General features: G+C 56.0%; 11 protein-coding genes. All 11 read right to left on the bottom strand.

The genetic code is table 11. The features are described 5' to 3' along the window. Positions 1–93: 93 nt before the first annotated feature. The 11 genes from MPRO_RS15260 to pspF all read right to left on the bottom strand — a co-directional run bounded on the left by MPRO_RS15260 (position 94) and on the right by pspF (position 12,169). Positions 94–939: a fumarylacetoacetate hydrolase family protein gene (locus MPRO_RS15260; protein WP_067294465.1), complete on the bottom strand. Its 846-nt coding sequence runs from the start codon at positions 937–939 to the stop codon at positions 94–96. Positions 940–968: 29 nt separating this feature from the next. Further along, positions 969–1,712: an SDR family oxidoreductase gene (locus MPRO_RS15255; protein WP_173645516.1), complete on the bottom strand. Its 744-nt coding sequence runs from the start codon at positions 1,710–1,712 to the stop codon at positions 969–971. 35 nt (positions 1,713–1,747) lie between these two features. Then, positions 1,748–2,725, bottom strand: coding sequence for a sialic acid TRAP transporter substrate-binding protein SiaP (locus MPRO_RS15250; RefSeq protein WP_082708844.1), 978 nt, complete (start codon positions 2,723–2,725; stop codon positions 1,748–1,750). Between the two features lie 217 nt (positions 2,726–2,942). Then, positions 2,943–4,058 (bottom strand): mandelate racemase/muconate lactonizing enzyme family protein, encoded by a 1,116-nt coding sequence (locus MPRO_RS15245; RefSeq protein WP_067294459.1) that lies wholly within the window; start codon positions 4,056–4,058, stop codon positions 2,943–2,945. Positions 4,059–4,178: 120 nt separating this feature from the next. Beyond that, entirely contained in the window at positions 4,179–5,459 is a 1,281-nt protein-coding gene (locus MPRO_RS15240; protein ID WP_067294457.1) for a TRAP transporter large permease, read from the bottom strand. Positions 5,460–5,495: 36 nt separating this feature from the next. Continuing rightward, positions 5,496–6,125 (bottom strand): TRAP transporter small permease, encoded by a 630-nt coding sequence (locus MPRO_RS15235; RefSeq protein WP_067294452.1) that lies wholly within the window; start codon positions 6,123–6,125, stop codon positions 5,496–5,498. A 31-nt stretch (positions 6,126–6,156) separates the two neighbouring features. Further along, on the bottom strand, positions 6,157–7,134 hold the full coding sequence (locus MPRO_RS15230) for a sialic acid TRAP transporter substrate-binding protein SiaP (RefSeq protein ID WP_067294448.1): 978 nt from the start codon (positions 7,132–7,134) through the stop codon (positions 6,157–6,159). Between the two features lie 234 nt (positions 7,135–7,368). Further along, the gene (locus tag MPRO_RS15225) at positions 7,369–8,409 is read right to left on the bottom strand and encodes a LacI family DNA-binding transcriptional regulator (protein ID WP_067294444.1); all 1,041 of its coding nucleotides are present in this window, start codon (positions 8,407–8,409) and stop codon (positions 7,369–7,371) included. 335 nt (positions 8,410–8,744) lie between these two features. After that, on the bottom strand, positions 8,745–10,340 hold the full coding sequence (gene ahpF / locus MPRO_RS15220; RefSeq protein ID WP_067294441.1) for an alkyl hydroperoxide reductase subunit F: 1,596 nt from the start codon (positions 10,338–10,340) through the stop codon (positions 8,745–8,747). An 84-nt stretch (positions 10,341–10,424) separates the two neighbouring features. Beyond that, the gene (ahpC, locus tag MPRO_RS15215; RefSeq protein WP_439646785.1) at positions 10,425–10,982 is read right to left on the bottom strand and encodes an alkyl hydroperoxide reductase subunit C; all 558 of its coding nucleotides are present in this window, start codon (positions 10,980–10,982) and stop codon (positions 10,425–10,427) included. 152 nt (positions 10,983–11,134) lie between these two features. Next, on the bottom strand, positions 11,135–12,169 hold the full coding sequence (pspF, locus tag MPRO_RS15210) for a phage shock protein operon transcriptional activator (protein ID WP_067294434.1): 1,035 nt from the start codon (positions 12,167–12,169) through the stop codon (positions 11,135–11,137). Positions 12,170–12,336: the final 167 nt, after the last annotated feature.

Genomic DNA, 12,336 nt, shown 5'->3' with positions numbered 1-12,336 from the left:
TTCTCGGACAGCCTCCTAGTCTCCTGTCGCAGAAGAGCAAGCCTGAAAAATTATTCATTAGCGATGCCGCTCACGCGCCGGCATCACAGCGACCTAATCGCCTTGTACAACGCTTTGACGCTGCTGACCCAGGCCCTGAATACACAGATCAATACGATCGCCCGGTTTCAGATAGACCGGCGGTTTCATGCCAAGCCCAACACCCGGCGGTGTGCCGGTTGAGATCACATCGCCCGGCTGCAGAGTCATGAACTGGCTCAGGTGGGACACTATGGTGGCGACATCGAACACCATGGTGCGCGTATTGCCGGTCTGACGACGCTCGCCATTCACATCCAGCCACATGTCCAGCTGCTGCGGATCGGCAATCTCGTCCCGGGTCACGAGCCAGGGACCGAGCGGGCCAAAGGTGTCCGCCGATTTGCCCTTGGTCCACTGACCACTGCGCTCTGTCTGAAACTCGCGCTCCGAGACATCGTTGACCACACAGAAACCGGCTACATGCTCCAGCGCCTGTTCCTTGCTGACGTACTTGGCGGTCTTGCCGATAACCACACCGAGCTCGACTTCCCAGTCGGTCTTCTTGGACTTGCGCGGAATCTCGACATTGTCATTGGGGCCGCAGACTGCGCTGGTCGCCTTCATGAAGATTACCGGCTCTGCAGGCACTTCCAGGCCCGCCTCGGCGGCATGATCGGAATAATTAAGACCTATGCAAATAAATTTACCGATGCCGGAAACGCAGGCACCCAGTCGGCTTGAAGCGTCCACCAGCGGTAGCGTACTCAGATCCAGCTCAGCCAGAGCGCCCAGACTTGCCGGCAACAGGGTATCACCGGCGATATCAGCAACAACTCCACTCAGGTCGCGAATGTTGCCATCCTGATCCAGAATGCCAGGTTTTTCCTGACCTTTGGCACCGTGTCGTAACAATTTCATACTTTTCTCCTGCACTCAAAAATGAATAACTAGTTAAGCCAGCCGCCATCGATAACGTGGGTTTGGCCGGTGGTATAAGCCGAAGCATCGCAGGCGAGATAGAGGGCCAGCTCGGCAATTTCCTGCGGCCGACCCAGGCGCCCCATGGGCTGGCGCGCCAGGAAATCCGCACGGGCCTTGGCGTAATCACCCGTAGCCTGCATGCGGCCCTCAAGCGATGGCGACTCAACGGTGCCCGGGCAAATAGCGTTGCAGCGAATGCCCTGCTGCACGAAGTCGGCGGCAACCGACTTGGTCAGTCCAACCACCGCCGCCTTGGTCGCACCATAGGCACAGCGCGTCGGCACACCCTTGAGGCTGCCTGCCACCGAGGCCATATTGATAATGGAGCCGCCACCCTGCTCAAGCATGGCGGGCAAAAAGGTGCGAATCATGCGAAACATCGCCGTGACATTGAGCTGAAAGGAGAAATCCCAATCCTTGTCCGACACTTCAAGAATGTTGCCGCTGTGGACAAAACCGGCACAGTTAAACAGCACATCAAGCGCACCGACGTCCCGCGCCAATGCCGCGACGGCATCGGCATCCGTTACATCCAGCACCCGCGTTTCGACACCCGCCACACCCTGAAGCGCTTCAAGCGCCTGGGCATTGATATCCGTTGCAATAACCCGCGCACCCTCAGCCGCGAAGAGCTCAACGGTAGCCTTGCCAATGCCCTGCGCTGCGGCGGTTACCAGTGCGGTCTTCCCCGCCAGTCGTTTGGTCAACATCGTTCTCGTTCCCCTTAGTAATATATCGCCGCTGCTTAGCGGATTGCCTGCAGGCGATCAAACTGATCCTGCGTCCAGGTCGCCGCCTCGCCATTCAACACCGCCAGCGTGACCTCCCTGAAGGCCGCACGGTCCACCTCCAGCACCTCGACACCCTCGCCCCTGAACCACTCCACCAGCTCGGCTTCGGATTTCGCGATATCCGCGCTCACCCGATCGGCAGACTCCTGCGCCACGCTGCGAAACAGCTCGCGGTCTTCCTCCGACAGCCGGCTCCAGAAAATGCCTCCGGCCACCAGCAGGTTCGACCCGGTAACATGGCCTGTCAGGTCGATGTATTTCTGCACTTCATAGAATTTTTTCGCCTTGATGGTCGGCAACGGATTTTCCTGGGCATCGACCACACCCTGCTGCAGTGCCAGGTAAACCTCGGCAAAGGCTATAGGACTGGTATGGGCGCCAGCAGCTTCCGGAAAAAGACGGTACATGGGTGCATTGGGCACGCGGATTTTCAGCCCTTCCATATCCGCAGGCGTATTGATCGGCTTGTTGGAGGTCACATGGCGCAGGCCGTAGTAGGCATCCCCCAGAATGACGTTGCCCCCCGAGGCCTCGCGATAGCCTTCGGCAAACTCGGCGAACAAATCACTGCGGGTGTACTTCTGCCAGTGATCGAAGTCGCGAAAGACATAGGGCGCATCAGACAGGGCCAGAGGGCCATAGGTCTGGGCCGCAAAGCTCTGACCGGTGTAAATGATGTCGATAGTCCCCAGGGTCAAACCCTGGTTCAGGTCGACTTCCTTGCCCAGCGTCGATGCCGGAAACACCTCAACCTCGAAGCGACCGTTAGAGCGCTTGTTGATCTCCTGTGCCGCCCACTCGGACCACTGGTGATACGGTTCTGAAGGCTCATACACATGTGCCCAGCGTACTTTTTCGCCTGCGCCGGCCAATGCAGACACCGCCGTTGCTGCCATCAGTGCGGCAGTTAAAAGACCTTTTGCAATTTTCATAAAGACTCCACTGATCATTGATTATTGCTGTTGTTAATCAGTACCCGATCGATCTCGGGCTACCTTATCGAACAGGAGCTGAAATCGAGGGTAACATCATAATGAATGGATTTAAACCGGTTTAAATAAATTTCAAACCGATCATAATCCAAAATCTCATAACCCCAAAAAGCTCAATCGCCGTCACAGGTTCTAGCTGCTCCGCTGGACGCACCTATCAGGCGCCAACCGATGTCGCGAGAATCAGGAAGGCCCGTAATTTGTCCCAATCGAAAGTAACACCAATCCCTGGTACATCGGGCGCGATGGCACGACAGTTATCGACAATCAGCGGACACAGGGTGTATTCGTCAATGGGAAAGCTGTGCACCTCAAGCCAGCCGGCGTTTTCCTGCGCCGACAGCAGGCTGACATGCAGCTCCTGCATCCCGTGCGTACAGACCTCAAGACCGTACTTTCTGGACAGCTCCGCTACCTTCAGCCAGCCGGTAACGCCACCGCAGTTAGACGCATCGGGCTGAATATATGAGAGGCCTGCCTGCTCAAAGGCGTAGCCGAATTCATGTACTGTATGCAGGTTCTCCCCCATGGCCAGCGGCATTCCCGTGGCCTTGGCAATGCGCCCATAGCCCTGATAATCATCCGGGATGGTCGGTTCTTCGAACCAGCAAATATCGTATTGTTTGAATCGATTGGCCGCCTCTATGGCCTGGTCTACCGACATGGAGTAATTGGCATCGACCATGAAGGTCGTATTGTCACCAATCAATGCCCGCACCGCCCTTACCCTTGCAACATCCTCAGCCAGAGTCGGCTGACCCACCTTGATCTTGACGCCATTGAAGCCTCGTTCCAGATAACTCTGAATATTTCCCAACAGTTTTTCCTGCGAGAAATTAAGATCAATACCACCGCAATAAGCCCTGGTCGAATTAGAGGCTCCGCCGGCCATTTCCCACAGCGCCTTGCCGGCACTCTTGCAACGGATATCCCACAAGGCAATATCGATAGCCGATACCGCAAAAGCCGCTATGCCGCCCCGGCCAACATAATGCAGGTGCCACTCCATAAAATCGTAAATGGCATCAATATCAGTACCATCACGGCCTGCAAGTACGGGCGCCAGATCATGGCAAATCATGGCATGAATGGAATAACCACCCTTGCCGCCTGTATAGGTGTAGCCCGTGCCCTCACGGCCATCCGCAAGTGTGACGGTCACAGTCACCAGCTCGAAATGGGTATGATCACCATGCTTTGCATCCGACAAGACTTCCGCTAACGGCACCGCGTACAGGCGCGCATCGATGCGGGTAATACTCGATGATTTCATCAAAGGACTCTCCTGGAGAACTCAGATTTTATATATATGGACACTGGGTATTTTTATATAAACCGGTTTAAATTTTATAGTTAAAAGTCCCAGTATTGGTAATGGTTGCAAACCCCACTATCAGCGATATAAAAGAGTGGGGAGCCACATGGAGATCTGCGGGACGAATGTCACCAGCATCAGCACAACAAAGAGCGGAATAATAAATGGTGCTGTTGAGGCAGCACAGGTTTCAAATGGCACATTGGATACCCGGGAAAGCACGTAGAGCACCAGCCCAACCGGCGGCGTCAGCAGTCCGATCATCAGGTTAAGCACCATGACCACACCGAAATGCACCGGATCAATGCCCAGGCTCGTTACGATCGGCAGCAGCACCGGCACCAGAATGGTAATGGCCGCAATGGTCTCCATAAAACAGCCAACCACAAACAACAGCAGGGTAATCATAAGCAGAATCATTGCCGGGCTATCGGTAACGCCGAGAATCCAGGCGGCAAAGTCTTCAGTTATACGGTTACTGGTCAGGATCCAGGAGAATATCGCAGCACCTGCGATAATCATCAGAATAATACCCGTCGTCTCGATGGTTTCCATTGAAACCTTCACCAGCTTGCGCCAGGTCAAGGTGCGGTACACAAAGATCCCCAGAATCAGCGCATAACCAACGGCGGCTATCGCCGCCTCAGTCGCAGTAAAGACACCGAATAAAATACCGCCCACAATGATCGCAGGGGTCATCAGCGATAAAAATGCCCGGCTGAAAGTGGAACCTATATTGGCGATCGAAAAACGCGCATCACGCGGATAGTTACGCTTCTTGGCATACCAGGCCACCATCAGCATAAGCGCGACGGCCATCAGCAAACCCGGTATAAATCCCGCTGCAAACAGTTGGCCGATGGATGCCGACGCCATAACCCCGTAAATAACCATGGGCAGGCTCGGAGGGATAATAGGCCCAATGGTTGATGAGGCGGCCGTGACCCCCACTGAAAAACCCGCGTCGTAACCCGCATTGCGCATCGCCTTGATCTCGATTGCGCCCAGGCCACCGGCATCAGCGACGGCGGCACCGGACATGCCGGCAAAAATAACCGAAGCACCGATATTTACATGGCCCAGACCGCCTCGCATCCAGCCGACCAGCGCCTTGGCGAAATCAAAAATACGGTTGGTAATGCCAGCCGAGTTCATCAGGCTGCCGGCCAAAATAAAAAACGGAATCGACAGCAGCGGAAAACTGTCTATGCCCCCCACCATACGATGCAGGACAACAAAATCCGGAATTCGCCCATCAATCAAAATGGCGACCAGGGATGAACCGGCAAGCGCTATCATCACGGGAGTACCAATTACCAGCAACACAGCCAGCATGCCAAATAAAACTGCAAGAACCATTTCAATACCCTCTAACTAAACCCGGCTATAACTGAATCAGTGACTGGACAGAGCGCGGGCGCTCGATACTGTCGCCCGAACCCGCAGCCAAAACTGCTGCACGCTGCGCAACGACATCAGCACAAGACTGAACAGGATGACGTCGTACATATAACTCACCGGCACGGGTATCGACGTCATGGTCTGGCGCCCCATCATTGGCAATATCTTGTAGGCAGACCAGGCCAGCGCGACGAAAAACAGAATACGAACCACATCCACCACCAGAAACACTGCGTTCGATACCCGGGCGGGCAAATAACGATGAAACAGCTCAATATAAATATGGCTGTTCCTTCGTACGCCCATAATGGCGCCAAGAAAGCCGACACACACCAACAGGTAGCGCGCGACTTCTTCGGACCAGGCCAGCGGGGAGTCCATCACATAGCGGCTAAAGAACTGACTAAACACCACGACAGCCAGCACCCAGAAAGTAACGAATACGAAAATGTCCTCCACACCGTAGTCACGCCAGTTCAGCGGAGCATCGTCATCTTCAATGACAAAGCCGTGCTCATCCCCTGCCCCCGACTCTTTGCTCAACTCACTGGCACCGCTTTCGATATTCATAACAGTGGCTACCTCGCTATCGCTAAGCACGCTGGCGCTATTACTATTTCCCATGATGGAATGCTCCGGAATAAACAGCCAACATTTAGCGAATAGCTTGCAAGCGATCAAACTGATCCTGCGTCCAGGTCGCCGCCTCGCCATTCAACACCGGCAGCGTGACCTCCCTGAAGGCCGCACGGTCCACCTCCAGCACCTCGACACCCTCGCCCCTGAACCACTCCACCAGCTCGGCTTCGGATTTCGCGATATCCGCGCTCACCCGATCGGCAGACTCCTGCGCCACGCTGCGAAACAGCTCGCGGTCTTCCTCCGACAGCCGGCTCCAGAAAATGCCTCCGGCCACCAGCAGGTTCGACCCGGTAACATGGCCTGTCAGATCGATATACTTCTGCACTTCATAGAATTTTTTCGCCTTGATGGTCGGCAACGGATTTTCCTGGGCATCGACCACACCCTGCTGCAGTGCCAGGTAAACCTCGGCAAAGGCTATAGGGCTGGTATGGGCGCCAGCAGCTTCCGGAAAAAGACGGTACATGGGTGCATTGGGCACGCGGATTTTCAGCCCTTCCATATCCGCAGGCGTATTGATCGGCTTGTTTGAGGTCACATGGCGCAGGCCGTAGTAGGCATCCCCCAGAATGACGTTGCCCCCCGAGGCCTCGCGATAGCCTTCGGCAAACTCGGCGAACAAATCACTGCGGGTGTACTTCTGCCAGTGATCGAAGTCGCGAAAGACATAGGGCGCATCAGACAGGGCCAGAGGGCCATAGGTCTGGGCCGCAAAGCTCTGACCGGTGTAAATGATGTCGATAGTCCCCAGGGTCAAACCCTGATTCAGGTCGACTTCCTTGCCCAGCGTCGATGCCGGAAACACCTCAACCTCGAAGCGACCGTTAGAGCGCTTGTTGATCTCCTGTGCCGCCCACTCGGACCACTGGTGATACGGTTCCGAAGGCTCATACACATGTGCCCAGCGTACTTTTTCGCCGGCACTAGCCAACCCGGAAACCGCAGCGGCGGCTATCAGCATTGCGGTGAACAGACCCTTGCGCACTTTCATAACTCACTCCCGACTCTTGTAATTGTATTTTTGTTCCATGCTACAACAGCTACTACTCAACCAGGTCACAACCAATGATCACACTAGTGATGTCAAAACATAATTTAAACCGGTTTAAACAAACAATAACCCAGTGAGCCCGGATAATCAACAGAATTAAACCGGTTTAAATTAATGTTGAAGTACCTGCGTCCGTCCCCAATCCTGGCACCTGCATTGACCGAGCCACGTCGGTCAACCTTCCAAAATGCCGCCACAGGAGCGCCTAACAACGAGTTCAGGTTCGAACAACAGAGATTCCGCCGGACGCTCGGGATCGGCCAACCTGCGCAACAGCATCTCAGCCGCCGCCTGACCTATCGCCGCTTTCTGCACTCGAATGGTCGTCAGCTGAATGTAGGAACGGGCGCCCTCTTCAATATCATCACAACCGACCACGGCAATATCCCGCCCCGGCGTCACACCCGCTTCAAGCAGGCCAGACATGGCTCCCAAAGCGACCTGATCGGAATAACCCACAATCGCGCTGGGCGGATGTTCGAGCGCCAGCAACGACCTGGCCGCATCAGCTCCGGCCCCTGGATTGTTGTCACAGTCAACAACCAACTCCGGTTCGACACTGAGGCCGGCTTCAGCCATCGCAGCGAAAAATCCATCCCTACGCTGCTGGGCTGCCAGAGCCAACTGATTACCGCCCAGAATCGCGATGCGTTTATGTCCAAGCCCGATGAGGTGGGCAGTCACCAGCCGCAAGGCGGCAACTTCATTGTTACCCACAAAATCAAGCCCGGAACCCACAATATTTCGGGTAAATAGCACCGTCGGCAATTTGCGCTTTATCAGTGGCTGCAAGGATTCAACACTGGTACCCGCTGCCGGACACAGGATAAGGCCGTCGGCATTGTGCTCAATCAGTGCACCGACAAACTTGGCCTGGCGCTCAATGGACTCACCCGTGTTGCACAGGAAGGACATGCGCCCCCCGGTGCTTAGCACCGACTCAATGGCCGCGCAGATGGCGGTAAAGTAAGGGTTGGTAATATCATGCACCGCCAGACCAACGGTTCTGGACTCCCCCGTTGTCAAACTGGCCGCACGGCGATTGTAAACGTAGCCCAGCTCTTCAATTTTCTGCAGCACCCGCTCGCGGGTCTTCGCCGCCACCAGCGGGCTATTGTTGATCGCCAGCGAAACCGTCGCCTTCGACATGCCAAGCTCCGCTGCGATCTCCCGCAGGGTGAGTTTGGCGTTTTCTGACTTGGTTTTTGACTTCATTGTACGAGGGCTCCTGCTCCCTGACGTCCCGTTTGAATGCACATTCGCTAAGTGCTGCCGCCCAAAGCCGCTTCGAACAGCGGCTTATCCCAATCCAGCGGGTCGATAAACACAGCCCAGAATAATACCCCAAAGCCTAAGCCCGGGTTATAACTGCTGCGTGTGACAACGCCCTCCACAGCTGGGTGTGCCTTTTTGGCATTCTTACACAGCCGCTTGCGCACAAGTGCGAGCGTGCATCCTGCACACTCAACGGACCTAATACAACGACAAAAGCGTGCACTAAGGCACGCTTTTGGTTTCCAGACGCACCTATCAAGCTCTAATTGCGACTATCAGGCCGCTGCCTGCTCCTCGCCGGCGGCTCCACTTTCTGATCCACTGACAGGCTCGCGTATCAGGTAATCGAAGGCGCCGAGTGCTGCGGTGGCGCCGCTGCCCATGGAAATAACGATCTGCTTGAATGGCACAGTAGTGACATCACCGGCGGCAAAGACGCCGCGCACTGAGGTTTCACCCCGAGCACCGATCTCGATCTCGCCACTGGGGCTCAATCCGATATCGCCCTTGAGCCATTCGGTATTGGGCACCAGTCCGATCTGCACAAAGATGCCCGCCAGAGCCAGATCCCGACTTTCACCACTGGCGCGCTCCGTGTAACGCAGCCCCGTCACCCGCTGGCCATCACCGAGTACCTCGGTGGTCTGGGCCTGGGTAAGGATGCGAATATTGCCCATGGAGCGCGCCTTGCGCTGCAGCACCTCATCGGCTCGCAACTCGGCGCCGAACTCCAGTACTGTAACCTCCGCCACTATACCCGCCAGATCGATTGCGGCTTCGATACCGGAATTGCCACCACCGACTACGGCCACCGATTTTCCCTTGAACAGCGGGCCATCGCAGTGCGGGCAGTAGGCCACGCCCTTGCCGCGATATTCCTGCTCGCCGGGCACATTGAGTTCGCGCCAGCGCGCCCCTGTGGCCAGCACTACCGAGCGGCTTTTCAGCACGGCGCCGTTTTCGAGCTCAACTTCAACCAACTCTCCACGGCTAAGGCGACGCGCCTTGTGACCGCTCATTAGGTCCACATCGTAATCCAGCACATGCTGCTCAAGGCCTGCCACAAGCTTGGGGCCTTCGGTGGATTTAACCGAGATAAAATTCTCGATCCCCACCGTATCCATCACCTGGCCGCCGAAACGATCAGCCACCAGGCCGGTACGGATACCCTTGCGCGCAGCATAAATGGCCGCGGCCGCGCCTGCAGGGCCGGCACCCACCACCAGCAGATCGTAGGGTGCCTTGTCGGCCAGCAGTTGAGCATCACGCTCAGCCGCGCCTTTATCGACTTTTTGCACAATTTCGGCCAGGGTCATGCGTCCCTGGCCAAAAAGTTCGCCATTAAGATAGACCGAAGGTACTGCCAGCACTTTGCGTTCGTTTACTTCCTGCTGGAAGAGCGCGCCATCAATCATCACATGGCTGATATTCGGGTTGAGCGTCGCCATCAGATTAAGCGCCTGAACCACATCCGGGCAGTTCTGGCATGACAGCGAAATGTAGGTTTCAAAGCGGTACTCGCCCTTAAGGTTGCGGATCTGCTCCTGCAACGCGGCATCAGCCTTGGAGGGATGGCCACCGGCTTGCAGCAGCGCCAGCACCAGGGACGTGAACTCATGCCCCATGGGCACACCGGCGAACTCCACCCGCGCTGACTCAGCGGCAGGCGCTATGCTCAGACTTGGTCTGCGCGCCGCGCCGCCGCTAGCATCAACAAGGCTGACTTTGCTCGACAGCGCCGCTATATCCTGAGCCAGGGCCTGGAGCTCCTGCGCCTTGGCGCTATCATCGAGCGCCAGACTGAGCTCGACCGGTTTAACAATGTTTTGCAAATAGGCGGCTAACTGTTGCTTCAGATTCGCATCCAGCATGGGAAACTCCTTCCAGACAGACGTTTACAGGATCGGTCTGCACCCAATACACAAGGCAGAAAGCAGACCGGACACTCAACTCACTTAGATCTTGCCAACCAGGTCCAGGGACGGCGCCAGCGTGGCTTCGCCTTCCTTCCATTTTGCCGGGCAGACTTCACCCGGGTGAGCTGCCACGTACTGGGCCGCCTTGACCTTGCGCAGCAGTTCGCTGGCATCGCGACCGACACCGCCGGCACTGATTTCAATAATCTGAATCTTGCCTTCAGGGTCGATAACGAAGGTGCCACGCTCGGCCAGGCCGGCTTCCTCGATCATCACACCAAAGTTGCGGGTGATAGTGCCGGTCGGATCGCCGATCATCGGGTACTGGATCTTGCCGATAGTGTCAGAGGTGTCGTGCCACGCCTTGTGGGTGAAGTGCGTATCGGTGGAAACCGAGTAAACCTCTACATTGCGCGACTTCAGCTCTTCGTACTGATCTGCCAGGTCGCCAAGCTCGGTCGGGCAGACAAAGGTAAAGTCAGCCGGGTAGAAAAACACGATGGACCATTTCCCCTTCATATCCGTGTCGGACACTTCGATGAATTCGCCATTGTGAAAAGCAGAGGCATTGAAAGGCTTGATAGTGGTATTGATCAGGGACTGCGACATGTAAAGCTCCTTGGGTTTGACGAGATGTCTGAACACAGGAGCCATGGTAGTGATGCGAGACTATTCTGTTAAATCAATTATAAATAACACACTAATAGATTTTAGCTATCTAATGATAAGACAGTGCTATAACGCAAGATTCAGTCACGCCCTGCCAGCAATTCGGGATACTTGCGCAAAGCCGCCCGCAGCTGATGGTAGCTGAGCCCCAGGGCCTTGGCGGCACGGCGCTGATTGAATTGCGCCGCCACCAGGGCATCACGGATCAACTCCTGCTCGAATGCGACCACCCGCGCTCTCAGGCCTGCAGAAGCTGCGTCGATCTCATCGGCGGGGATTGTTGCCGCGCCTGGTGCAATGCCAGGCCCAGGCGCCGGCGCAGAAACCGGCACATCAGCCCAGGGCGTAGTGAAAGGATCCAGCACTATATGTCGTACCGGCTCTGCCGGATTACCACTGCGATAAATACTGCGCTCCACCACGTTTTTCAGCTCACGCACGTTGCCCGGCCAGTCGTACTGCAGCAGTTGTGTCTGCGCATCCGCATCAAAACCCGAGAAAAAGTCATACCCCAGCTCACGGCACATGCGGCGGGCAAAGTGTTCCGCGAGCTCGGCTATATCGTCTTTTCGATAACGCAGGGGCGGCAGGTTCACCACATCAAACGCCAGCCGATCGAGCAGGTCTGCACGAAAACGGCCGGCCGCGACCGCCTGGAGCAGGTCTTCATTGGTGGCCGCGACTACCCGCACATCCACCTGCAAGGGCCGACTGCCCCCCAGGCGCTCAAAACGACCGTACTCGATAATACGCAGCAGTTTCTCCTGCACCCGCACCGAAGCGGTCGACAGTTCATCGAGAAACAGGGTGCCACCTTCCGCCCGCTCGAACAGCCCGGCGCGGGCGCGTGTGGCGCCGGTAAAGGCGCCAGCCTCATGACCAAAGAGCTCGGATTCCAGCAGTGACTCACTCATGGCGGCACAATTCACCTGCAGATAAGGCTGCTGCCAGCGCCCAGACAGATAGTGCAACCGCGCGGCGATCAGCTCCTTGCCGGTACCGCGCTCACCAATCACCAGTACGGGCCTGTTAAGCGGCGCCAGTCCCGACACCTGATTCAATACTTGATGGAAAAGTTCGGAACTGCCAATTAACGCCGGCACTGATTCAGCCATATACACCAACAAAATGATTAATCTAGCTATAACTTAGCCATTTAAACCACAATCACAAGCCACATTTACTTTTCCGTTACTACACGAAAACATAAAATCCTTTATTTTCAGCCGCATAGGCTGTGCTGGCACAGCAATCGCTTTATACCTTTGGAAACCAACCATCG

Origin of the sequence: Marinobacterium profundum, from assembly GCF_001528745.1 — a bacterium.
In the GTDB taxonomy this organism is placed as follows: domain Bacteria; phylum Pseudomonadota; class Gammaproteobacteria; order Pseudomonadales; family Balneatricaceae; genus Marinobacterium_A; species Marinobacterium_A profundum.
Note: the sequence above shows the minus strand (reverse complement) of the source record. Positions and strands in the feature narration are given on the sequence as shown.

Coding starts and splice junctions, on each gene's coding strand:
- MPRO_RS15230 (WP_067294448.1), bottom strand. CDS start 7,134: ATGAAAGTGCGCAAGGGTCTGTTCACCGCAATGCTGATAGCCGCCGCT.
- MPRO_RS15235 (WP_067294452.1), bottom strand. CDS start 6,125: ATGGGAAATAGTAATAGCGCCAGCGTGCTTAGCGATAGCGAGGTAGCC.
- MPRO_RS15250 (WP_082708844.1), bottom strand. CDS start 2,725: ATGAAAATTGCAAAAGGTCTTTTAACTGCCGCACTGATGGCAGCAACG.
- MPRO_RS15240 (WP_067294457.1), bottom strand. CDS start 5,459: ATGGTTCTTGCAGTTTTATTTGGCATGCTGGCTGTGTTGCTGGTAATT.
- MPRO_RS15260 (WP_067294465.1), bottom strand. CDS start 939: ATGAAATTGTTACGACACGGTGCCAAAGGTCAGGAAAAACCTGGCATT.
- pspF (WP_067294434.1), bottom strand. CDS start 12,169: ATGGCTGAATCAGTGCCGGCGTTAATTGGCAGTTCCGAACTTTTCCAT.
- MPRO_RS15255 (WP_173645516.1), bottom strand. CDS start 1,712: ATGTTGACCAAACGACTGGCGGGGAAGACCGCACTGGTAACCGCCGCA.
- MPRO_RS15225 (WP_067294444.1), bottom strand. CDS start 8,409: ATGAAGTCAAAAACCAAGTCAGAAAACGCCAAACTCACCCTGCGGGAG.
- MPRO_RS15245 (WP_067294459.1), bottom strand. CDS start 4,058: ATGAAATCATCGAGTATTACCCGCATCGATGCGCGCCTGTACGCGGTG.
- ahpF (WP_067294441.1), bottom strand. CDS start 10,340: ATGCTGGATGCGAATCTGAAGCAACAGTTAGCCGCCTATTTGCAAAAC.